The organism is Kitasatospora dryopteridis (assembly GCF_050749075.1).
Lineage (GTDB): Bacteria > Actinomycetota > Actinomycetes > Streptomycetales > Streptomycetaceae > Kitasatospora.
In genome coordinates, this window is record NZ_CP192749.1 from 413963 (window position 1) to 436203 (window position 22241).

Consider the following 22241-nt stretch of genomic DNA (forward strand, 5'->3'; position numbering starts at 1 on the left):
GGTGGTAACAATGGCGTTTCACACCAATGCGGAGCCGGCGGTGGCTCCGGCCGCCCAGGTCCCGGCGCCGGCCGTGTCCCGGCGCTATGCCTGGATGGTCTTCGCGCTGAGTTTCGGACTGCTCCTCTCGGACTACATGTCGCGGCAGGTGCTGAATGCGGTCTTCCCGTTGCTGAAGGCCGAATGGCTCCTGACGGACGCCCAGTTGGGATCGCTCAGCGGCGTCGTCGCACTGGCGGTCGGCGTGCTGGCCTTCCCGATGTCCCTGCTCGCGGACCGCTGGGGCCGGGTACGGAGCCTGGTGGTCGCCGCAGCCACGTGGAGTGTGGCGACCCTCGGCTGCGCGGTGGCGGCCGGCTACGGCCAGATGTTCGTCGGCCGCCTCTTCGTCGGCATCGGCGAGGCCGCCTACGGCAGTGTCGGCATCGCCGTGGTCCTCAGCGTCTTCCCGATCGGCATGCGGGCCACCCTCTCGGGTGCGTTCATCGCCGGCGGCGCGTTCGGCTCGGTCCTCGGGGTCGCGATCGGCGGCTTCGTCGGCCAACACCTGGGCTGGCGCTGGGCGTTCGGCACCATGGGGATCTTCGGGCTGGTCCTGGCCGTGGTCTTCGCGCTCGTGGTCACCGAGAAGCGGCTCCACCCCGGGCCGCGCCCCGGCCGGGCGGAGCGGGCGGCGGCGGCACCGCTGCGCGCCCTCCTGCCCAGGCTGTTCTCCTCGGTCTCGGTGGTCAGCGCGTACGTCGGCAGCGGGCTCCAGTTGTTCATACCGGGAGCGCTGATCGCCTGGCTGCCCAGCTTCTTCAACCGCTACTACGCGATGCCCGCCGCCAAGGCCGGCGGCACGGCAGGGATCTTCGCCCTCCTCATCGGCATCGGCATGATCGGCGGCGGCATGGCGTCCGACCGGATCAGCCGGTCGGACGCGGCCCGCAAGTGGCTGGTCGCCATCGCCTGCAGCCTGGGCTCGCTGGTCCTCCTGACAGCCGCGTTCCGGCTGCCGACGGGGGCGCCCCAGCTCGTCCTGCTCGGCGCCGGCGCCCTGCTCTCCGGTGCGACGGCCGGCCCGGCGGCCGCCATGGTCGCCAACCTGACCCCGGATGCCATCCCGGCGACCGCCTTCGGCACGCTCACCCTGGCCAACAGCCTGCTCGGCCTGGCCCCCGGGGCTGCGATCACCGGCGTGATCGCGGACCGTACGGGCCTGCTCGGCGCGCTGCAACTGGTCCCGCTGGTCGCGCTCCTGGCCTCGGCCTGCTTCCTGATCGGCCGCAGCCGCTACCCCGCCGATCTGCGCCGCCTGAGCGGCCTCGCCCCGGCCACCCACGAAGCGGAGGCACCCGCATGAGATCCACCCTCCCTCCCCCGGTCGTGATCGTCCCCGGGCTGCGCCACCACGTCCCCGACCACTGGCAGACGATCCTCGCCGACGGCCTCGCCGCCGCCGGCCGGGACGTCCGCACCGTACCGCCGCTGACCGGCGACAACGATCAGATCGACTGCGAGGCCCGGGTCGCCGCCCTGGAGGAGACGGTGTCCCGGGCACCGGGACCGCCGATCCTGGTCGCCCACAGCGCCGGAGTGATGACCACCGTCCACTGGGCACTGCGGACCCGCCTCCCGGTCCACGGCGCGCTGCTGGCCACACCGCCGGACTTCGACACCCCGCTGCCGGAGGGCTACCCCACCCCGGAGGCGCTCCGGCAGAAGGGCTGGTCCCCGACACCGCGAACCGCCCTGCCGTTTCCCAGCATCGTCGCGATGAGCGACAACGACCCGCTCGCCCACCCGAAGAGGGTCTCCGAGATGGCCGCCGCCTGGGGCAGCAGCCTGATCGGGCTCGGCTCGGTCGGACACCTCAACCCTGGTGCCGGCTACGGTCCTTGGCCGCAGGCGGAGGAGCTGGTCCGCGAACTCGAGTTCGGCTGACGACACGAATGCCCCAGGGCGTGTCCGACGGTTCCCGCCCGGCGCGGGAACCGTCGGACACGCCCCCGTTTTTCCACCCGCACCACCGGAAGGCGACGATGAACACCGATACCGACCTGCTGTGGTCCCCGAGCCCGGCCTCGGCCGAGAAGTCCGACGTGGCCGGTTTCCTGAACCGGCTGGAACACACCCGGGGCCTGCGGTTCTCCGACTACGCGGAGCTGTGGCGGTGGAGCACCGGTGACCTGCCCGGCTTCTGGTCTGCGGTGTGGGAGCACTACGGCCTCGACGCCGTCTCCGGCTACGACGAGGTGCTCGGCGACGCGGCCATGCCCGGGGCGGTCTGGTTCCCGGGTGCGCGGCTGAACTTCGCCGAGCGCTGCCTCGCCCGTGCCACCGACGAGCGCCCCGCCCTCGTCAGCCTGACCGAGGGCGGGGAGCCCGTGGAGACCTCGTGGCAGGAACTCCGGCGCCAGGTCGCGGCGCTGGCCGCGGGCCTGCGGGAGATGGGCGTGCAGCCGGGCGACCGGGTCGCCGGCTACCTGCCGAACACGCCGCACGCCGTGGCCGGTCTGCTGGCGGCGGCGGCCGTCGGGGCGGTGTGGACCGTCTGCTCGCCGGAGTTCGGCACGGCCGGCGTGCTCTCCCGGCTCCGGCAGGCCGAACCGACCGTCCTGCTGGCCGTGGACGGCTACCGCCACGGCGGCAAGGAGTACGACCGGCTCCCGGCCGTCGCCGAGATCGCGGCCGGGCTGCCCACGCTCCGGCACCTGGTCACGGTCGACCACCTCCGTCCGGCGGCGCCCGCGTCCGCGTGGTCGGCGCGCGGCGACGTGGTGCAGCACCGGTGGGCCTCGCTGACCGCCGGGGAGGCCCGGCTCGACTTCGCCGACGTGCCCTTCGACCACCCGCTGTGGATCCTCTGGTCGTCCGGCACCACCGGCAGGCCCAAGGGCATCGTGCAGGGCCACGGCGGCATCGTCGTCGAACTGCTCAAGGCCCTCGGCCTCGGCTGCGACCTGCGGGCCGAGGACCGGTACTTCTTCCACACCTCGACCGGCTGGATGGTGTGGAACTTCATGGTCGGCGGCCTGCTGCACGGCAGCACCCTCGTGCTGTACGACGGCAGCCCCACCCATCCCGACACCGACGGCGTCTGGCGGGTCGCCGAACGGACCCGCGCCACCGTGGTCGGCCTGGGCGCGGCGTACCTGACCACCGCCGAGAAGGCGGACTCACGCCCCGCGGACCGGTACGACCTCACCGCGCTGCGGACCGTCCTGCAGACCGGGTCCACGCTGCCGCCGAGCACCTGGCGCTGGGTCCACGACCGCCTCGGCCCGGACGTCCGGCTGCAGTCCATCTGCGGCGGCACCGACATCTGCTCGGTCCTCGCCGGCGCCAGTGCCCTGCTGCCCGTCCGGGTCGGCCGGATACCGTGCCCCGCGCTCGGTGTCGCACTCGCCTCCTGGGACCCCTCCGGCCGGCCGCTGACCGGCCGGCAGGGCGAACTGGTGGTGACGGCCCCGCTGCCGTCGATGCCGCTGCACTTCGTCGGCGATCCGGACGGCTCGCGCTACCGGGCGAGTTACTTCGACATGTATCCGGGTGTGTGGCGGCACGGCGACTGGGTGACGGTCGACCCCGACCTCACCGTCGTGGTCGCCGGACGCTCCGACTCGACGCTCAACCGGATGGGCGTGCGGATGGGGTCGGCCGACATCTACGCCGTGGTGGAGCAGCTGCCCGAGGTGGCGGACAGCCTGGTCGTGGGAGCCGAACTGCCGGACGGCGGCTACCACATGCCGCTGTTCGTGGTCCTGGCCGAGGGCGCCGTCCTCGACGACGCGCTGCGCGCCAGGATCACCGCGGCGATCCGGCACCAGCTCTCGCCCAGACACGTGCCGGACACCGTCGCCGAAGTGCCGGCGGTGCCGCGCACCCTGACGGGGAAGCGGCTGGAGGTCCCGGTCAAGCGCATCCTCCAGGGTGCGAGCGTCGCGGAGGTGAGCGGCGAGGGGGCCGTCACCAACCCGGAGATGCTGACCTGGTTCGCGGACTTCGCGAACGGTGCCCGGCCACCGCGGGCCCGCTGACGCCGGAGGCCTCGGGGCCCGGGGGATTCCGCCCGGGCACCCGGGTCACCCGGGGCCCGGGTCACAGCGCGCCGGTCAGCCACTGCAGCCCCAGGCTGCCGGCCGTCACGACGATCCACAGGCAGGCGCCGAGGATCAGGGGCCGGGCCCCGGCGCGGCGCAGTCCGCCGAGGTCGGTGGAGAGCCCGACCGCCGACAGCGCCACGGTGATCAGGAAGACCGAGAGCTCACTGAGGCCGTGACGGGCCCCGGCGGGAACGAGCCCCGCGGTATTGGCCGCGGCCACGGCCAGGAAGGCCAGGAGGAATCCCGGCACCAGCTCGGCCACCCGCACCCGGGTGACGGCGGTCCCCGCCCCGTGCCTGGCCCGCCGGGCGACCAGCGCCGACAGCACCATGCAGATCGGGATGATCATCAGGGTGCGGGTGAGCTTCACGACGACGCCGTAGTCGGCCGCGCCCGGGCCATAGGTGGCGGCCGCGGCGACCACGGACGACATGTCGTTGACCGCCGTCCCGGCGAACAGCCCGAAGGCGTGCTGGCTCAGTCCGAGCAGGTGCCCGAGCACCGGAAACACGAGGACCGCGGCGATGTTGAAGAGGAAGACCGTGGAGATCGCGTACGCGACCTCGGCGCCGGCCGCGCCGATGACCGGGGTCACCGCGGCGATCGCCGACGCGCCGCAGACACCCGTCCCCACACCGATCAGCGTGCGGAGGTCGCCGACCACGCCGAGCCACCGGCCGATGCCGTAGGCGGCGGCCAGGCACACCACCAGGGTGCCGACCATCACCGGCAGCGAACCCGCCCCCACCCTGGCGATCTGAACCAGCGACAACTGGGAGCCGAGAATGACGACCGCGCACTTCAGCACCGGCTTGCCGGCGAAGTCGATTCCGGACCTCAGCCGCGGGCCCGGCTTGGCGAGGACGGCGACCAGCACGCCCAGCAGGATCCCGGACACGGGACCGCCGACGACCGGCACGAGCCTGCCGACGGCGGTGCCCGCCACGGCCACGGCCAGCGCCGCGGCCAGGCCGGGCACCCGGGCTGCACATGCGCTCCGGCGGGACGGCCGGGGCGCGTCCGCGTCCTGCGGCGTGCGCCGGTCGACCGGTGCGGCGGTCGGTGCCGGGGACTGGACATCAAAGGCATCACTCATGCGTGCGACTGTTCCGGCCGCCCGCACGTCCGCGTAGCCCCCACTTCCAGAGGAGGTCATAGCCCATGGGTATGAGTCCGCCGGTCGTCTTCTCGACGGCTGTGAGTGCACGGGGGACGGGCGCGATCGGGGGCGGCCCGCCCGACCCCGCCGCGTTCGGCCGTCTACCGGACCCGGAATCGCTGCGGTTGCTCGTCCTCGTCGGGGAGACGGGCAGTCTCGGCAGCGCGGCGGCGCGCCTCGGCATCGCACAGCCCTCGGCGAGCAAGCGGCTCTCCGCGCTGGAGCGCCGGCTCGGCCTGGTCCTGCTCGACCGGACCCGTCGCGGCTCCCAGCTCACCGCCGCCGGCGGAGCGGTCGTCGAGTGGGCCCGGCGCGTCCTGCTCGAACTCGACCGGCTGGTCACCGGCGCGGAGGCGCTGCGCGTCCGGCGCGACGCCGAGCTCAGGGTCGCGGCGAGCATGACCGTCGCCGAGTACCTGCTGCCGGCGTGGATCGGCGAGCTGCGTCAACGGCAGCCCGACCTGCAGGTGAGCCTCCAGGTCACCAACAGCGAGCACGTCCCCGAACTGGTGCGCACGGGCGCGGCGGGCATCGGCTTCATCGAGGCGCCGCGGGCGCCGAGCGGACTCTCGACCCGTCAGGTGGCCGGCGACCGGCTGCTGGTGGTGGTCGCCCCCGGCCACCCCTGGACCCGGCGGCGCCGGCCACTGGACGCCGCCGAACTCGCCGCCACTCCCCTGGTGCTGCGCGAACGGGGATCGGGCACGCGCGACACCCTCGACCAGGCACTGCGCCGGGCAGGGGCGGGTGACTCCCGGCGTCTGCTGGAACTCGGTTCGGCCACGGCCGTCCGCAACGCCGTGATCGCCGGGACGGGCCCGGCCGTCATGAGCGAGCTCGCCGTGCGTACGGCCATCGCCGACGGACGCCTGGTGGAGGTGCAGACGGAAGGCATCAACATGCGCCGGTCCCTGCGCGCGGTGTGGCCGTCCGGCCGCACCCCGACCGGTCCGGCCGCCGAACTCCTCGCCTGCACACGAGCCGGTCGGTGACCGTGATCCGGCCACGGGCCACCGGCCACCGGCCACCGCGGCCGAGGCTGTGGCAGAGGCGGCACCGTGGCCGGATCGGTGCTCAGGAAGATTCAGTGTCGTCTTCCGCCGGGACGACGACGACCGGGAGGCGGGCGTGGTGGACGACCTCGGTGCTGGTGGACCCGAGGGTGAGGCGTCCCCAGGCACCCGATCCTCGGGAACCGACGACGAGAAGGCAGGCGTCCCTGCTCGCCTCGAGAAGGACCTGCGCCGGACGTCCCCGTTCGCAGACGATCTCCACATCGACAGGCGGGCCGCCGAGCTGCTGTTGCAGTTCCTTGACGGAGTCGGCCACGGACTGCATGACGAGATCGCGCTGCTGCGGCACGGGACCGCTGTCGGGGCCCGAGCCGACCGTCCACTCGAAGCCCGAGTACTGGGTCGGGGTGTACTCGAATGCGCAGGCGGCCCGTAGGCCGGCACCGCGCAGCTGTGCCTCCTGGAGCGCGAAGATCACGGCCTGTCGGGCCGGGGCCGACCCGTCCGTGCCGACCACGATCGGGCGGGCCGTGCGGGAGGCAGGAGTATCGGTCATCGGAGAGCTCCGGCGGTTCGGCGGGCGGGGCGGCACGGTCTTTGCGCAGCGAGGGCCGAGGAGGTCGCGGGCGTTCCGCTCGGTTGCCGCGTGCGCGGACCACCGTGAACGGCTGCGGATCCCTGCTCGGCCGGCCCCGGGAGCGGCCGTCCGACCAGGCCCGGCCAAGGCTGGTGACCTGTGTACTACTCAGCCTGCGCCTGTCCGTACGCGGGCACCAGCGCACGTCCGGCGTCGGCGGCAAGCGGGTGTCCCGGTTGTCTCGGCCGAGGAAGACCAGCGCGTCCGCGTGCGCTCCTGCGGACGGCTCGGTAGCGTTCTTGCCAGAGCAGTCGTGGTTCCGAGTCGTTCGCCCGCGGTCACATGCCCGCGGGCGTTTTTGCTGTCCCGCACATGCAACCTCCGGACCTTGGCGATCACCTCCGCACGGGCCGCACACGGCGGTCCCGGCACCATCCCGGACAGGAAGCAGCATGGCTCAGGGCACTGTGAAGTGGTTCAACGCCGAGAAGGGCTTCGGCTTCATCGAGCAGGACGGCGGCGGCCCGGACGTCTTCGCCCACTTCTCCAACATCTCCGGCCAGGGCTTCCGCGAGTTGCAGGAGGGCCAGCGGGTCGAGTTCGAGATCACTCAGGGCCAGAAGGGCCCGCAGGCCGAGCAGATCCGTGTGATCTGACCCCAGCCCGGCACGAGCCCCCGGAACGGACCCCGTCCACCGGGGGCTCTCACCGTCCCGGCCGGAACAGCCCCCGTCAATGGGCCGGCGCGGCCTCCCCTGGTGGCCCATGGTCGCCCACCCTGCTACAGGCCCACGCCCTCCTCCCGCACCACCCCGGCATGCCGGAGCCGCCGGCCGCGCCACCGCTGCGTACAGCGACGGCTTCCTCGACCCCGCCTCAACGGCAGGGGTGGCAGCCCCTGTGCAGGTCACGCGGTGACGTGGTCGCTCACGACGCCGACCGTTGCATCTCCGGGTTCATGTCGGCCACGATCTGATTGGCGAGCCGCTCGGACGAAGCGGGGTTCTGGCCGGTGTACACGTTGCGGTCGACCACCATGAACGGGAGCAGTGGCAGGCGTGCCTTGACGTAGTCCGCGCCGTACTCCCGCATGCGGTCTTCCAGCAGCCAGGCCGCCTTCCAGCCGAAGCTGTTGAGCTTCTCCTCGGCGTTGGACAGGGCTGTCATCCGGTAGCCGGCGAACGGCCAGGATCCGTCCTCGTTCTTTGCCGCCAGTGCGGCAGCGGGCCCGTGGCACAGCAGCGCCAGCGGCTTTCCGGAACGCAGCACGCGGGTGAGCAGTGCGCCCGAGACCGGGTCGAACGCCAGGTCCTCCATCGGGCCGTGGCCGCCCGGGTAGAACACCACGTCGAACTCGTCCGGGTCGGTCGCCTCCAGCGCCTCGGGGTTGTTCACCTCGGCCTGGATCGAGTCGAGGTAACGGGCGACCTCACGGAGCTTGGACGGTCGGCCGGCGGTGAAGGACATGCTCAGGCGATCCAGCGTCGGGGCCTTCCCGCCCGGGGTCGCGATCGTGATCTCCCACCCGGCCTCGGTGAACACCCTGTGCGGCACCGCCAGTTCCTCACCCCAGAAGCCCGAAGGGTGCACCTTCCCGTCCTTCAGCGTCCAGCGATCGGCGGCGGACACGACGAAGAGGACCTTGGTCTTTCCCATCTCTCCTCCTGTGCGGCTCGTTCCGGCGCCGACCTGACGGGACCGACGTTACGACGAGGTGATCAGCGCGGCGACCTGGTTCCGTTCCTCCGGACGCCGCCATGTTTACAGCGCTTACTTGAGAGTAGAAGGGAGATGTAATCAATGTCAACATTCGCCGGAGCGAATGCCGCCACATGCGGGCACCCGCCCACCCCCGACCGATTGTTGACAGTGTTTACATCCAAGGCTAGCCTCATGTGAACACTGCTTACATTCATGCGAGGGAGCACGCCGATGCCACCGACCGAGCAGGAAACGGTCAAGGTCGACCTGGGCGGCCGAACGGTCACCGTCCCGAGGGACGGGCTGTACGACCGGTACAGAATGAACACCGACCTGGGCGAGGTCGCCCGCGATCCCCGGGTCAGCGGCGTGGACTTCTTCCGGCGGCTGCCCAAGACGAAGGTCGACTCCCCGATCGGCCCCACGCTGACCCCGAACTTCTACTACCGCATCTCGACCGCACGGTTGACGATGCTCGCCCCCTCCCGGGCGATCCGCACCCGCCTGCCCGGGGAGCTGGCGCCGCTGGAGATCGCCCCCGGTCTCGGGCTGGTCTCCGTCATGTTCTTCCGCTACGACGTGTGCGACATCGACTTCTACACCGAAGCCGCCGTCGGGATCGCCGTGAAGCCGGCACGGCACGGCCGGCTCGGCTTCTTCGACCTCGTCGCCGGCCTCAAGAACGAACACCTCGACTCCTATGTGCTGTCCCTGCCCGTGAGCACGGAGATCGCCCAGGTGCGCGGCCACGACGGCTACGGCTTCCCCAAGTGGGTCACCGGCCTCGACGTCGCCATCGACGACGACCGGACCACCGCGCGCGTGGCCAACGACGCCGACGGGACCGACCTGGCCCTCCGGGCGGCAACGCCCGCCCAGACCGCACACCCCAGCGGCGAGCGCGTCTCGAGCCTCACCTCGTACACCTCGATCAACGGCGCATGGCACTCCACCCTGAGCCAGACCAACGTGCTGTCCGCAGGCACGACGCGCATGCCGCGCAACGTCGGCCTCGAAGTGGGCGACGGCCGCATGGCCGACGACCTGCGCTCGCTCAAGCCGATGAGGACCGTTCAGTTCGACGTCGTGACCGAGGGCCAGCTCGCCCTGCACATGCCCGTCCCCACCTCGGTCCGGAGCCGGAGCCAGCAGTAAGGAGCCCCGCCATGGCCACCGCACACACCACCCCCCGCACCTCCGGCCTGCCCGCATCCCTGACCCCGGCCCTGCTCGCCCGGCTTGCCGCACGAGTCACCGCCGCGGCGGACGCCGCACGGGTCACCGCCAACGCCCCCTACACCGGTACCCCGCTGGCCGCCCTGCCGGTCTCGACGCCCGCGGACGTCGAGGACGCGTTCACCCGCGCCCGCGCCGCTCAGGCCACCTGGGCGGCCACGCCGATGGGCGAGCGCAAGAGGATCATGCTGCGCTTCCACGACCTCGTGCTCGCCCGCCGGGACGAGGCCCTGGACCTGATGCAGGCCGAGAACGGCAAGACCCGCCGCGATGCGTTCCTCGAAGTGACCGACATCGCCATCACCGCCCGGTACTACGCACGCAACGCCGCCGGGCTCCTGCGGCCCAAGCGCAGACGCGGCGCGATCCCGCTGCTGACCCGCACGACCGAGCTGCGCCACCCCAAGGGCGTCGTCACGGTCATATCGCCGTGGAACTACCCCCTCAGCATGGCCGCCGGCGACGCCGTCCCGGCACTCATGGCCGGCAACGCCGTCGTCCAGAAGCCCGACACCCAGACCGCACTCACCGCACTGTGGGCGCTCGACCTGATGCACGAGGCCGGGCTGCCGACCGGTGTGTGGCAGATGGTGGTCGGCCGCGGCAGCTCCATCGGCGACCAGCTCATGGACAACGCCGACTACATGATGTTCACCGGCTCCACCGCCAGCGGACGCCGGATCGCGCGCGACGCCGGGATGCGCCTGATCGGCGCGTCCCTCGAACTCGGCGGCAAGAACGCCATGATCGTCCTCGACGACGCCGACATCGAGAAGGCCGCCGACGGCGCCGTCAACGCCTGCTTCCCCTCCGCCGGCCAGCTCTGCGTCTCCATCGAGCGCCTGTACGTCGCCGAGGCCGTCCGGGAGAGGTTCGTCGCCGCGTTCGTCGAGCGCACGAAGAAGCTCAAGATCGGAGCCGCCTACGACTACAGCATCGACGTCGGCTCCCTCACCAACCAGTCCCAGCTGGACACCGTCACCGCGCACGTCGACGACGCCGTCGCCAAGGGCGCCACCGTCCTCGCCGGCGGCAGGGCGCGACCGGACCTCGGCCCGCTGTTCTACGAACCGACCGTCCTCACCGACGTCACACCCGACATGACCGTGTACGACCACGAGACCTTCGGCCCCGTCGTCTCGGTCTACCCCTTCCGCCACGTCGAGGAGGCGATCGCGCGGGCCAACGCCACACCGTACGGCCTCAACGCCAGCGTCTGGTCCCGCGACGGAGCCCGCGGCCGGGCCGTCGCCGCCCGCGTGCACGCCGGCACCGTCAACGTCAACGAGGCCTTCGCCGCCGCCTGGGGAAGCATCGACGCACCGATGGGAGGCATGGGCGACTCCGGACTCGGCCGCCGCCACGGCGCCGACGGAATCCTCAAGTACACCGAGCCCCAGACCGTCGCCCACCAGCGCATCCAGGGGTTCTACCCGCCTGCTTCCGTCTCGCCCGAAACCTGGGCCACCCTCCTGACCGGCGCACTGAGGATCCTCAAAGCAGCCGGCCTTCGCTGAAGCGCAACAACCGGGTGGCTACCCGTGCCTGCCTCCGGCACCCGACGAACCGTCGGCCGACGGGCACGCGAATCGCCGCACGGCCCTCCAGCACGGTGCCGCCACGGGCCGGCGGGCCGTTCCCGGGCACCTCATCGCCGTCGCCCCCGGTGCCTCCTGCCGCCGGGGGCGACACGGGCGCGTCCCTGACGGCACCTCACCGGTCCGACCACGGCCGTGCACTGCGGGCGACCGCTGTCGAGAACGATGCCGCCCCGTCACGCCCCTCACCCACCGGGCGCGCCACAGCCGCCGGCGTGGCCAACGGAGAAGCGGCGAGAATCGCATGAACGGCCGCGCGGACCTGGTCCGCGACCACCTCGGGGGTGGAGGCGTCCAGCTTGCCGTCCAGATGCAGGAACGCCAGGCCGTGCACCAGCGCCCACACCGCGGTCGCCAACGCATCCGGATCGGCGTCGGGGAAAACGCCGCGGACGATGTCGCGGACGTACCCGGAAATGGCAGCGGTCGCGGCCACCCGGTCCTCGCTGGTGGGATCGCAGGGCTCGGCGAACATCACCCTGAACATCGCCGGACGGTCGAGAGCGAAGCGCACGTAGGCGACGGCGACCGCGGAAAGCTCGTCGGGCGTCGCAGGCGAGGGATGCGCAGCGGCCAGGCACACGGCGAGTTCACGGTAGCCCTCCGCGGCGACTGCGGAGACCAGTGCGTCACGGTCCGGGTAGTGGCGGTAGGGGGCCGTTGCCGACACGCCGGCCCGCCGCGCCACGGCCCGCAGGGACAGGCCGGCGCTGCCGTCCTCTTCCAGCAGTTCCCGCGCGGCGCGCAGGCAGGCGGCGCGCAGGTCGCCGTGGTGGTAGGAGCCGGCCTGTGACATGGGCCACCCTCTCTCATGTTTGCACCGTATACATTGCTCGCCTAATGTAAGCGATGTACACATCCTAGTCGACGAAGAGGAGAACCAGGATGGCCAGCGAGCTGTTCTCGCCCCTGCACCTGCGCTCCGGAGCGGTACTGCGCAACCGGATCGCCAAGGCGGCCATGGAGGAGAACATGGCCGGCGCCGGCCAGCTGCCCGACGGGCGGCTGATCACGCTGTACCGGCGCTGGGCCACCGGCGGCACCGGACTGCTGATCACCGGCAACGTCATGGTCCACGCCGAAGCGCTGACCGGCCCCGCCGGCGTCGTGCTCGACGCCGCCGCTCCGCTGGAACCGTTCACCGAGTGGGCCAAGGCCGGCAAGGCCGCCGGTGGGGCGATCTGGATGCAGATCAACCACCCCGGCCGCCAGATCCAGGCCGACATGCCAGGCGTGGTGTGGGGCCCCTCGGCGATCGGCGTCGACCTGGGGAGGCACAGCAGCCGCTTCGGCCGCCCCGCCGCCATGACCCCCGATCAGATCGAGGCAACCGTGGCCCGGTTCGCGGTCACGGCCCGCCGTGCCGAGCAGGCGGGGTTCGACGGCGTGGAGATCCACGCCGCACACGGCTACCTGCTGTCGCAGTTCCTGTCCCCCCTGGTCAACAAGCGCACCGACGCCTGGGGCGGGTCGCTGGAGAACCGGGCCCGGATGCTGCTGGACGTCGTCCACGCCGTCCGCGCCGCCGTCTCGCCGTCCTTCGCGGTCGCGGTCAAGCTCAACTCCGCCGACTTCCAGCGCGGCGGATTCGATGCCGACGACGCACGACAGGTGATCGCGATGCTCGCACCGCTCGGCGTCGACCTGGTCGAACTCTCCGGCGGCAGCTACGAAAGCCCGGCGATGACCGGCCGCCCCGCGGACGCGCGGACCCGGGCCCGCGAGGCCTACTTCCTCGACCTGGCGAAGGACCTCGCCACCACCAGCCCCCTCCCGCTGATGCTCACCGGAGGCATCACCCGGCGCGACACCGCCGAACAGGTCCTCGCCGGCGGTGTGGCGCTCATCGGCATGGGCACCGCCCTCGCCGTCACCCCGGACCTCCCCGAGCGCTGGCGCACCGGCCGCGAGGCCGACCGGCAGCTGCGACCGGTGACCTGGTCCGACAAGGCCCTCGCCTCCGCCGCCGGCATGGCCCAGGTCCGCCACCAGCTGCGCCGCCTCGCCCGCGGAAGCGACCCGGGGCCCGGCACCCACCCGGTGTTCGCCCTCGTCTCCGAGCGGCGCCGGCAGCGACGGGCACTGCGCCGCTACCGCGCCTGGCTGCCCACGTCGCAGGGCGCCCGGACCGCGTAGTCCTGCCACCGGCCGACGCCCGTACGACTCCCCGGGCGCGGCCGCGAATCCGACGGCGCCCGCACCGCCCCTGCTCTCCGGTGATCCGGCCGGCCGCGTCCGGCTCCCCGTCGGGCCCGACCGTCTCGCCCGACCCCGACCCCGACGCCCACGGCCGAGCACGAGCCGTCTGCGGCACCCGCCCACGGACCCGGGAGCCCTTCACCCCAGCCCTGCAGAAGGAAGTGCCATGAAAGCAATCACGATCAAGGAACACGGCGGCCCCGAGGTCCTGGAGTGGACCGACGTCGAGGACCCCGCCCCGGCGGCCGGCGAAGTCGTCGTCGACGTGGTCGCCAGCGCCCTGAACCGGGCCGACATCATGCAGCGGTGGGGCCTGTACCCCCTGCCGCCGGGGACTTCGCCGTACCCGGGACTGGAGGTCTCCGGCCGCATCAGCGCCCTCGGCGAACACGTGACCGGCTGGCAGGTGGGCGACGAAGTCTGCGCACTGCTGACGGGCGGCGGCTACGCGCAGAAGGTCGCCGTCCCCGCAGGACAGCTGCTCCCGGTGCCGAAGGGGATCGGCCTCGTCGAGGCGGCGGGCCTGCCCGAAGCCGTCGCCACCGTGTGGTCCAACCTCGTCATGACCGCGGGACTGCGCGAGGGCGAGACCCTTCTGGTGCACGGCGGCGCCGGCGGCATCGGCACCGCGGCCGTCCAGATCGCCAAGGCGCTGGGAGCCCGCGTGGTCACCACCGCCGGCGGCCCCGAGAAGACCGCCCTGGCCCGGCAGCTGGGCGCCGACCTGGCCATCGACTACCGCACCCAGGACTTCGTCGAGCACGGCCCCTACGACGTCATCCTCGACGTCATCGGCGGCCAGTACCTCGAACGCAACGTCCGCTCCCTCGCCGCCGACGGGCGCCTGGTCGTCATCGGCCTGCAGGACGGCCTCGAGGGCCCGCTCAACCTCGCCGAGCTGGTGTTCAAGCGCGCCTCCGTCCACGGCACCACCCTGCGCACCCGCCCCGCGGCGCAGAAGGCCGCCATCATCGCCGAGGTGCGCGACCGGGTCTGGCCGCTGATCGAGCAGAAAGCCGTGCGGCTGGTCATCGACCGGATGCTGCCCATGGCCGACGCCGCCGAGGCGCACCGGCTCATGGAATCCGGCCGGCACACCGGCAAGATCCTGCTTGTGAACGGCTGAAGCACGCGGTGGGGGGCCGACGGCGGCCCGGGCAACCGCGTCACAGCACGGGACGGGCGCCGCACGGGCCACCCGTTCGGCCCCTTGCCACCGGGCCCGGCACGCGTCCCGCACCGGGCGCGGAAAGGATGGTCGCGCGGCGGCCCTCCCGGGCCGCCCGACGACCCTACGGAGGCCCCATGGCCACGACCTCACGTCCGAACGCCCCGGTCCTGGAACCGGCCGCCACCGATCTGGCGAAGGCCACCGACCCGCACCCGCGCATCTACGAACTCGCCCCGGACGAAGGCCGCGACGCACTGGCGGGCCTGCAGACCGGCGCCGGCGTCGACAAGCCCGCCGTCGACGAGGAGTGGCTCGACGTCGACACCGGCACGTACGGCACGGTCCGCATCCGCGTCATCCGCCCCGCGGGCGTCACGGGCACCCTGCCGGTGATCTTCTACATCCACGGCGCGGGCTGGGTCTTCGGGGACGAGAACACCCACGACCGGCTCGTGCGCGAACTCGCGGTCCGCGCGAACGCCGCCGTCGTCTTCCCCGTCTACACCCGTGCGCCCGAGGCCAGGTACCCGACCCAGATCGAACAGAACTACGCCGTCGGCCAGTGGCTCCGGGACCACGGCCCGGCCAAGAACCTCGACCCCGGCACCGTGGCGGTCTGCGGCGACTCGGTCGGCGGCAACATGTCGACCGTCTTCGCGATGATGAACGCCGAACGCGACGGACTGCGCCTCAAGTGCCAGGTGCTGCTCTACCCGGTCACCGACGCCGCCTTCGACACCCCCTCCTACCTGCAGTTCGCCGAGGGCTACTTCCTCACCCGCGAAGGCATGCAGTGGTTCTGGGACCAGTACACCACCGACCCCGCCGAGCGCGCCGACCCCCATGCCTCACCACTGCGCGCCTCCGCCCAGCAGCTCCGGGCCATGCCGCCGACCCTGATCATCACCGACGAGGCCGATGTGCTCCGCGACGAGGGCGAGGCCTACGCCGCGAAACTGCGCGCCGCCGGGGTCCAGGTCACCGCGGTCCGCGTCCTGGGCATGGTCCACGACTTCATGATGCTCGACAGCCTGCGCGACACCGCCGCCAACAACGTCGCCCTCAAACTCGCCGGCGACACCCTGCGCGACGCCCTCCACGGATGGTGAGCGGACACCTCACCGAAAGGCGCAGCTGCGAGGTCACCCCTCCAGCACGTGCAGACCGGCCGAGCACGCTTGCCCGCAGTGCCGCCGGCCCGGCCGAGCACGCCTCCGCGGCTCCGGCAGGGCGCTGAAGGCCGCCGCCCGCACTTCGGGCGGCGGCCCACCCGCGCCGCGCGGTGGGCGGGACAGCGGCCGACGGTCCGGCCCGGGGCGGGGCTACTGCTCGTGGACGGGCAGCCCGTCCGGGCCGCGTACCTCGATGCGCAGGTCGAACTCGTCGCGCAGCGCCGCGGCCTGCCCGGGGGTGGCCAGCAGGTAGTAGTCGTCGGCGCAGGCGCCGTCGCCGGGGACGCAGTGGAAGACCCGGGGGTCGTCGCCGCCCGGGACGAGGTCGCAGATGCCCTCCTCGACGGCGCCCAGGTCGAGGTAGTCGTCGGACTCCTGCTCGATCCGCCAGGACTTCGGCTCGCCGTTGACCTTGAAGTCGAGATCCCGCGACGAGCCGATCTCGCCGACCAGCTCCACGTCGGTGACGGTGACCGCGCCGCCGATCATCCGCTCCGCGTCCGCGAGGATGTCGGCGTAGGCGCCCTCCGCGAAGTCGACGTCCTCGCCGTGGACCTGCAGGGCCACGTCGCAGACCTCGAGCACCCCGGTCAGCTCCTCGGTGCGCCGCTTCGGGTGGGGCTCGCCCCAGTCGGCGGTGTACGCGACCGCCTCGCCCGCCTTCTGGCTGGTGATCATTCCGAGCTCGTGCAGCCGGACGGCCAGGCGCTGGTAGGTGTTCGTCCCCGTGTTCTCAACCATGCGCGGGATTCTGACACGCCGTCATGACAGCCCGGCCAGGACCCGGTGAGGGGAGCCCGGCAGTGGTCGCGGCGGTTCGGTGCCTTCGTTCGAGTCAGTGCCGCACGAACGCCAGATCGCCCGGCCGTACCCGCTCGCGCGGCCCCGCCGCCCGCAGCACCACGTCCAGCACCCGCGCCGGGTCGGCGGCGTACGCGTGCGAGAACCACGCCATGTTGGCCTCCACCACGGCCCAGCGGTGTCCCGGACGGTACGGGTCGAGCAGCTGGCCGACGTCCAGGACGACGGCGCTCGGCAGGGTGTGCCCGGCTGCGGCGACCAGTCGGTCGACGAACTCCGTGATCTCCGCGGCGACGGCCCGGTCCTCGTGGTCCGTCCCGTCCGTACGCAGCGGGCGCGGGTCGAGCCGGCCGAACACCGCGTACCGGCTCGCCGTGGCGATCCGCCCGTCCAACAGGAACAGCCGGTACTCGGCCGCGAACGTCACCACCTCGGAGAGCAGCACCGGCGTTGCCGGGTCCAGGCTGGCGGGCAGCCGGGAGCCGTCGGCGTAGACGTCCGCCGGGAAGGACTTGTCGCGCGGCGGCTTGACGAACGTCGGCCGCTCCAGCGCCCACGCGTCCGCGACGGTCGCCGACCGGACGTCCCGGCCGGTGAACTCCTCCGGCAGCTCGGCGAGCCAGTCGTCCACCGGTTCGAGCAGCGCGAACCCGAACCTGCTTGCCAGCCGCGCACCCGCGACCGGCCCGCCGTACCAGTGCGCCGGGCCCGCCGCCGGGCCGAGTTCCTCCGCTGCCCGGACCGTCATCCCACGACCCGCTGCCTCGACGGCCAACAGCTCCATCGTCGACGTCCTCCGCCCGGGCATGACCAGCACTGTGACCCCCCTGTGGTCCGTAGAAACCGCCAGGCTAGTCGCGCCGGGCCGACAGTCGCAGCCGAGTTGTCCGGCGTCGGCCGGGCACAGCGGTACGACGACCGGGAAGTCCGCAGTCGCGTGCCGCGCTCACATCGGCCCCGGAAGAGTCGGCGCCGGGTACCTGGTGGCCCCCGCCGGCCGCGCCCGGTTCCGGCCCGGCGGCCTCCCGGTGTTGCCGGTCGGCACTGTCTGCCTGCCGTTGAACGTGTTCGCGGGGCGAGACGGATCACCGGCCCCGACGGCGTCACCGGTAGCTTTCCCCTGCCGACACCCAGCACGCGGCGAGCAGCCCGCTCGTTCCCGCCCGTTCCCCGAGGGGATGCCCATGTTCACGGTCAACGAATACTTCGACGGCACGGTCAAGTCGATCGCTTTCAAGCAGGAGCACGGGCCGGCGACCATCGGTGTCATGGCCCCCGGTGACTACCGGTTCGACACCGCCGGCCCGGAGACCATGCACGTGATCAGCGGTGCCCTGACCGTCAAGCTGCCCGGCGCCGACGACTGGGAGACCTTCGCCGCCGGCGCCCGGTTCGACGTACCGGGCAACAGCACCTTCCACCTCAAGGTCGACGGCGACACCGCCTACCTCTGCGAATACCGCTGACCCCACCGACCGGCCGCATCCAGGTCAAAGGGCGTGATGCACGCGACCGCCCGGCAGTAGTGGTCGCTCGAGGTCCACGGCCGCGCCGTCCGGCCCTCCCCGCCCGAGAACACCGTGTTCAGCGGGCAGCAGGAGCAGGACCGGGGCGGGCACCGGCACAGCACCGGCCGTCGCCGGGAAGGTGCCCGGGGGCGGCCCGGAGTGTGTACGGCTCTCGGGCCGCACCCGTCACTGCGCAGGCACCGGCCGGACGCGGGGAGGTTGAAGCGGACGGACCGGTGTGCGGGACGCGGCAGGAGCGTCCCCGCAGGGAGAGCGGGGAGGTCGTCGCCTCGGACAAGACCTTCAGCAAAGCGCACGTGTTCCGGCGAACGTGTGCGAGGCGGCGCCGAAAGTCAACGGTTCAGGCTGGAGGTTCCGCTCCGCTGACCACTGCGGCGGCGATCAGCGCCACCAGGTTCTGGGTCCAGCAGTCCGACTGCTCGGTGGCGACATCGGTGCCGCAAGCCGCGCAGACGAGATTGGGGCCGTCCCGACCGTCGAGTCCGCAGCAGCCGTTGCGACGCCCGCGGTCCGGGTGCGGAGTCGTTCCCGGCACGTCGTCGGGATGCAGGATGAAGAGACTGGCGTCGTGGCTGATCGCATAGGTGCCTCGGGCCATCCGCGGAGGGGCGATCCGATGTCCGGGTCGCTTTTCGGTGTCCCGCGAGGGCCGTGCTTTCTTGAGATCCCCGGTGAGAGACTGCCGGCAGTTCGCGCAGGTGAAGAGGGCCACCGGAACATTGTGCCGGTCGGCGTCGCCCGACCAGGAGATCACCCCTGGGCTACGGGAGCCGAGCACTGTACGCCTGCGAAACGCGGTCAACAGGACGGCCGCCCGGCACCCGGGCGGGGACCAGTCCTCGATGTCGATGTCGTACAGGTCGACGCCGGCGGCGGGCTCCTCGCGGACGCTGATCAGCCGGCGGTGCCTATGCGCGGGCGTCGCCCCCGGCGGCCTCCAGCTCCCGGAGCTCCTGCTCGGCGCGCTGCTGGCCGGCGACCGCGTCGATCCCGAAGTCCACCGCCCGCACGTAGGCCGCGAGCCGCCGCCGGGCAAGGTCGAGGAGCTGCTCCCGGCTCCAGGGCTCATCGCGGCCGGCCGCCTGCCCCGAGCGCACGTCGTCATCGGTGCCCCCCGCCATCGCCCGCATCGCCGCACCGACCTCGGCCAGGTCCGGCAGCTGCGCGCTGCGCCATGCCAGGTACTCCTGCCGCAGGTAGCCGACGGCGCCGTCCTCGCCGTCCCACTCGCTCGCGTCCGGGCCGAGCGGGCCCAGGCCGGTGCCGCCGTGCCGATCCATCTGCCGGAGCTGCATGGCGACGCCTGTCGCGGCCGGGTTCGTCCACCCGGCCGGCCCGGCGGGCATCGCGGTGCGGTCGAGCAGCGCGGCATGGCGCAGCATCCACTCCCGGCCGTGCATCGACGGGGTGCCGTGGTTGGCGCGGGCGAGGTTGAGCATCGCCGCCGTCTCCACGTGCGGCGCGGGGGCGTCCGCGTACGCCTCCTCCGGGGTGGGGGCGGCATGGCCGGTGGTGTTCTTCGACATCCTGCGGGTGCTCCTCGATCGGCAAGGTCGGGACTGCGGGCGGGTGGGCCCGCTCGGAACGGCCATGGGCCTGCACCGCCCACGGCCTGCAGACGGGAGGGCGCGATCCCGGACCCGGTCTCGGTGCCCCGGGTGCCCAACGGGCCGGAGCCTCGGATCTGACGGTATCTCACTGCACGGTGTCGACTCGGGGCAACCGGCAGGGGGCCGGCGCAGGGCAGCCGTCCTGCGCACCGCAGCCGCGGCTGCTCGGACGCCGGTGCGCAGCGCGGCGGGCCGGGGCGGCGCGGCCGACCGCGGAGTGCCGGGCGGTCACGGCTGACGATCTCGCGCGCGATATTCCCGTCCGGCGTCGGAGCCTGTCGAGCCCTCGGGAGTGCGAGTGGTCAAGCCGAGTGCCCGGGTGTGAGGGTGCCGGTTATGTGGAGCGGTTCCCCGCCGTCCAGACCGAGCCGTTCCGCCCAGATCAGCGCCTCGTCGCGGGAGGCCCCCGTCCCGGCCAGTCTGGCGGCGGCCAGAGTGGCCGGGAGCTTGCCCTCGTCCAGCAGGGCGGCCCACTGGTGCCCGTTGAGGGCCAGGTAGCGGAGGTCCGGCAGGTCGGCGAGCACGGCCAGGTTTCGGACGTCGGCTTGGGAGAGGTCCAGGCACCGCAGGTTCGGGACGGTTCGCAGCGGGGTGATGTCGACCGGAGTGCCGGTCGCGAGGTCGAGGGAGGTGAGGTGCCGGTGGCCCTCGAGCGGCGCGAGGTCGCCGCCGTCCAAGGTGACGGCGAGAGCTTCGACCGGCAGGGCCCGGAGGGGGGCCAGGTCGATGGTGGGGCGCTGCTTGAGCTCAAGCCGCCGCAGGTGGGGTGCGGCGGTGAGGGGCGTGAGGTCCATGGGGTCGGTGGGGGCACGGAACTGGATGAGGACGGCCCGGAGGGTGGCCGGGACGTCGTGCGGGATCCCGTCGGCGAGCAGCTCGTACTCCGGGCAGGGGTCCGAAGGGGTTTCCAGGAAGTCGATGAAGTCGGGGTCGTCCTCCTCCACGGCATAGGCCCCTCGGTCCAGCAGGTCCAGGTGGTGGGCGAGGAGCGAGGTGACCGAGTCGGCCACGTACACGGGTCCGTCGAAGTAGTCCCGGCCGATCTGGATGACCTGGCCGCGGCGGCCGGCGGGGGCCGGAGACATGTCCACCGCCAGGTAGTTGCCGTCGTCGGCGGTGGCGAAGGGCAGCCAGGCCGGGTGCCCGTGGCAGCGCCGGACGGTGTCGGGCGGGTCGGCGTCGAGGACGACCGTGTCCCAGGAGTCCTCCCAGCCGGACCAGACCGGTTCCCTCAGATCGGCGTTGGCGGCGACCAGGCGGGCCAGCGGCATCCAGCCGAGGTTGCCGAACAGACCGGGGGCGTCGTCTCCGCTGCCGTCGGCGACCAGGTACAGCGCCCTCAGGTCGGCGGGCAGGGGCCGGCCGATGCGGCGCTCGGCGTCGTCGAGTTCGGCGGTGGTCGCGGGCGGCGGCAGCGTCTCGGCGCGCCCGAGGATTCCGGCACGCCGCTGCAGGTGGTCGCGGAGCCGGGCGACGGCCAGGTCCGGGTCGCCCGCCGCGGCGGCCGTACCCTCGTCCTGGGCGAAGCCCGGCCGGGGCAGCCGGTAACCGCGATCCAGGACGGCCTGGAACCCGGCCCGCGCACCGTGCAGCTCGGAGACCGTGTCCCGGGACGCGGCCATGGCGAACTCCCCGGACGGCCGGCACCGGAGCTCCAGCCTGGTGCGGTCCCAGCCCCGGGCCGCACCCACCGCCTCCGTCACCTCCTCCAGATCCGCGAAGGTCCCGGGCACGTGCATCAGCTTCGGGTGCGCGCCGGCGGCTGTGTACCGGCCGGAGACATGAAGGCCGTACTGGCCCTGAACGCTGACGAGCACCGCCTCTGCCCATCCGGCGGGCGCCCTCGCCGTGATCTTCTCGGCGATCCGCTGCACACCCCGCTCGACCTGCTCGGTCACGTCCCTGCTCCGCTCCTGTCCGGCCGTGCGGTGATCATCGCAGGTGCCGGTGGCAGTACGAACGGGAGGAGCCTTTGCGGAGGCCGGCCGAGCACGATGTGTCGGACGCTCCGGACAGGAGCCGGCACCCCGGCGGGGTGACGGGTGAGGCGGCCGCCGTCGGCCGTTGAACGCCTCGACCTTGGCTGGACCCCCGGTCCACCGGATCGCCGTGCCGCTTCCGGTCGCGAAGGTCCGGCTCGGCACCGGCACTCCACTGTGCGATTCGCTCGGCTCCGGCCCGGGGAGTGGCAGGGGCTGCTACAGGTCCCGCGGCTGTGTGCAGCGTCTGCGCAAGTGGCTCGTCCCAGATCTTGGTTCGGGCAACCGGATGCGTGCCTGGCCTCGGCCGGGGTGGCGGTCTGAATGCGGCCGACGGCAGTTTTTGCCAAACGGTCGACCACTTCGTGCTGCTGGTCGGATAGCTTCCGAGGCATCCGTTGATCTCGT

Annotated in this window: 20 protein-coding genes; 11 read left to right on the forward strand and 9 right to left on the reverse strand. The window is 72.7% G+C overall.

Annotated features, from left to right (window positions below; all coding sequences use genetic code 11):
* Positions 1-10: 10 nt before the first annotated feature.
* The 3 genes from ACQ614_RS01815 to ACQ614_RS01825 all read left to right on the forward strand — a co-directional run bounded on the left by ACQ614_RS01815 (position 11) and on the right by ACQ614_RS01825 (position 4022).
* Positions 11-1345 carry an MFS transporter gene (locus tag ACQ614_RS01815; RefSeq protein WP_431676360.1) on the forward strand — a complete coding sequence of 445 codons (1335 nt, stop codon included), beginning with the start codon at positions 11-13 and terminating at the stop codon, positions 1343-1345.
* A complete protein-coding gene (locus ACQ614_RS01820) occupies positions 1342-1926 on the forward strand; it encodes an RBBP9/YdeN family alpha/beta hydrolase (protein ID WP_431676361.1) in 585 nt (194 codons plus the stop codon). Before ACQ614_RS01815 ends, ACQ614_RS01820 begins: the two co-directional genes overlap by 4 nt.
* Positions 1927-2024: 98 nt before the next feature.
* A complete protein-coding gene (locus ACQ614_RS01825) occupies positions 2025-4022 on the forward strand; it encodes an acetoacetate--CoA ligase (RefSeq protein ID WP_431676362.1) in 1998 nt (665 codons plus the stop codon).
* A 61-nt stretch (positions 4023-4083) separates the two neighbouring features.
* Here the strand turns inward: ACQ614_RS01825 and ACQ614_RS01830 are convergent, their stop codons facing one another.
* Positions 4084-5184, reverse strand: coding sequence for a YeiH family protein (locus ACQ614_RS01830; RefSeq protein ID WP_431676363.1), 1101 nt, complete (start codon positions 5182-5184; stop codon positions 4084-4086).
* Positions 5185-5255: 71 nt separating this feature from the next.
* Here ACQ614_RS01830 and ACQ614_RS01835 point away from each other — a divergent pair, with 71 nt between their 5' ends.
* The gene (locus tag ACQ614_RS01835) at positions 5256-6239 is read left to right on the forward strand and encodes a LysR family transcriptional regulator (protein WP_431683804.1); all 984 of its coding nucleotides are present in this window, start codon (positions 5256-5258) and stop codon (positions 6237-6239) included.
* Between the two features lie 82 nt (positions 6240-6321).
* Here ACQ614_RS01835 and ACQ614_RS01840 read toward each other — a convergent pair whose 3' ends face one another.
* Positions 6322-6816 carry a universal stress protein gene (locus ACQ614_RS01840; RefSeq protein ID WP_431676364.1) on the reverse strand — a complete coding sequence of 165 codons (495 nt, stop codon included), beginning with the start codon at positions 6814-6816 and terminating at the stop codon, positions 6322-6324.
* Between the two features lie 473 nt (positions 6817-7289).
* On the opposite strand from ACQ614_RS01840, the gene ACQ614_RS01845 reads away from it, so the two are divergent.
* On the forward strand, positions 7290-7493 hold the full coding sequence (locus ACQ614_RS01845) for a cold-shock protein (RefSeq protein ID WP_431676365.1): 204 nt from the start codon (positions 7290-7292) through the stop codon (positions 7491-7493).
* Between the two features lie 271 nt (positions 7494-7764).
* On the opposite strand, the gene ACQ614_RS01850 is transcribed toward ACQ614_RS01845, so the two are convergent.
* Positions 7765-8493, reverse strand: a complete 729-nt coding sequence (locus ACQ614_RS01850) for a type 1 glutamine amidotransferase domain-containing protein (RefSeq protein WP_431676366.1) — start codon at positions 8491-8493, stop codon at positions 7765-7767.
* Between the two features lie 276 nt (positions 8494-8769).
* Between ACQ614_RS01850 and ACQ614_RS01855 the strand changes: the two genes are divergently transcribed.
* The gene (locus tag ACQ614_RS01855) at positions 8770-9693 is read left to right on the forward strand and encodes an acetoacetate decarboxylase family protein (protein WP_431676367.1); all 924 of its coding nucleotides are present in this window, start codon (positions 8770-8772) and stop codon (positions 9691-9693) included.
* 11 nt (positions 9694-9704) lie between these two features.
* On the forward strand, positions 9705-11291 hold the full coding sequence (locus ACQ614_RS01860; protein WP_431676368.1) for a succinic semialdehyde dehydrogenase: 1587 nt from the start codon (positions 9705-9707) through the stop codon (positions 11289-11291).
* 196 nt (positions 11292-11487) lie between these two features.
* Here ACQ614_RS01860 and ACQ614_RS01865 read toward each other — a convergent pair whose 3' ends face one another.
* On the reverse strand, positions 11488-12168 hold the full coding sequence (locus ACQ614_RS01865; RefSeq protein ID WP_431676369.1) for a TetR/AcrR family transcriptional regulator: 681 nt from the start codon (positions 12166-12168) through the stop codon (positions 11488-11490).
* A gap of 89 nt (positions 12169-12257) precedes the next feature.
* Here ACQ614_RS01865 and ACQ614_RS01870 point away from each other — a divergent pair, with 89 nt between their 5' ends.
* From ACQ614_RS01870 to ACQ614_RS01880, 3 genes are all read left to right on the forward strand, one after another.
* Positions 12258-13508 carry an NADH:flavin oxidoreductase/NADH oxidase family protein gene (locus tag ACQ614_RS01870; protein WP_431676370.1) on the forward strand — a complete coding sequence of 417 codons (1251 nt, stop codon included), beginning with the start codon at positions 12258-12260 and terminating at the stop codon, positions 13506-13508.
* A 229-nt stretch (positions 13509-13737) separates the two neighbouring features.
* Positions 13738-14697 (forward strand): NAD(P)H-quinone oxidoreductase, encoded by a 960-nt coding sequence (locus ACQ614_RS01875; protein WP_431676371.1) that lies wholly within the window; start codon positions 13738-13740, stop codon positions 14695-14697.
* 179 nt (positions 14698-14876) lie between these two features.
* Positions 14877-15851, forward strand: a complete 975-nt coding sequence (locus tag ACQ614_RS01880; protein WP_431676372.1) for an alpha/beta hydrolase — start codon at positions 14877-14879, stop codon at positions 15849-15851.
* 213 nt (positions 15852-16064) lie between these two features.
* On the opposite strand, the gene ACQ614_RS01885 is transcribed toward ACQ614_RS01880, so the two are convergent.
* Positions 16065-16655, reverse strand: coding sequence for a hypothetical protein (locus ACQ614_RS01885; protein ID WP_431676373.1), 591 nt, complete (start codon positions 16653-16655; stop codon positions 16065-16067).
* A gap of 94 nt (positions 16656-16749) precedes the next feature.
* Positions 16750-17499, reverse strand: a complete 750-nt coding sequence (locus ACQ614_RS01890) for an ATP-grasp domain-containing protein (protein ID WP_431676374.1) — start codon at positions 17497-17499, stop codon at positions 16750-16752.
* A 400-nt stretch (positions 17500-17899) separates the two neighbouring features.
* Between ACQ614_RS01890 and ACQ614_RS01895 the strand changes: the two genes are divergently transcribed.
* Entirely contained in the window at positions 17900-18181 is a 282-nt protein-coding gene (locus ACQ614_RS01895) for a pyrimidine/purine nucleoside phosphorylase (RefSeq protein ID WP_431676375.1), read from the forward strand.
* A 403-nt stretch (positions 18182-18584) separates the two neighbouring features.
* Here ACQ614_RS01895 and ACQ614_RS01900 read toward each other — a convergent pair whose 3' ends face one another.
* From ACQ614_RS01900 to ACQ614_RS01910, 3 genes are all read right to left on the reverse strand, one after another.
* Positions 18585-18956, reverse strand: coding sequence for a hypothetical protein (locus ACQ614_RS01900; RefSeq protein WP_431676376.1), 372 nt, complete (start codon positions 18954-18956; stop codon positions 18585-18587).
* Between the two features lie 196 nt (positions 18957-19152).
* On the reverse strand, positions 19153-19770 hold the full coding sequence (locus tag ACQ614_RS01905) for a hypothetical protein (protein WP_431676377.1): 618 nt from the start codon (positions 19768-19770) through the stop codon (positions 19153-19155).
* Between the two features lie 386 nt (positions 19771-20156).
* Positions 20157-21752, reverse strand: a complete 1596-nt coding sequence (locus tag ACQ614_RS01910) for an SMI1/KNR4 family protein (protein ID WP_431676378.1) — start codon at positions 21750-21752, stop codon at positions 20157-20159.
* Positions 21753-22241 lie beyond the last annotated feature (489 nt).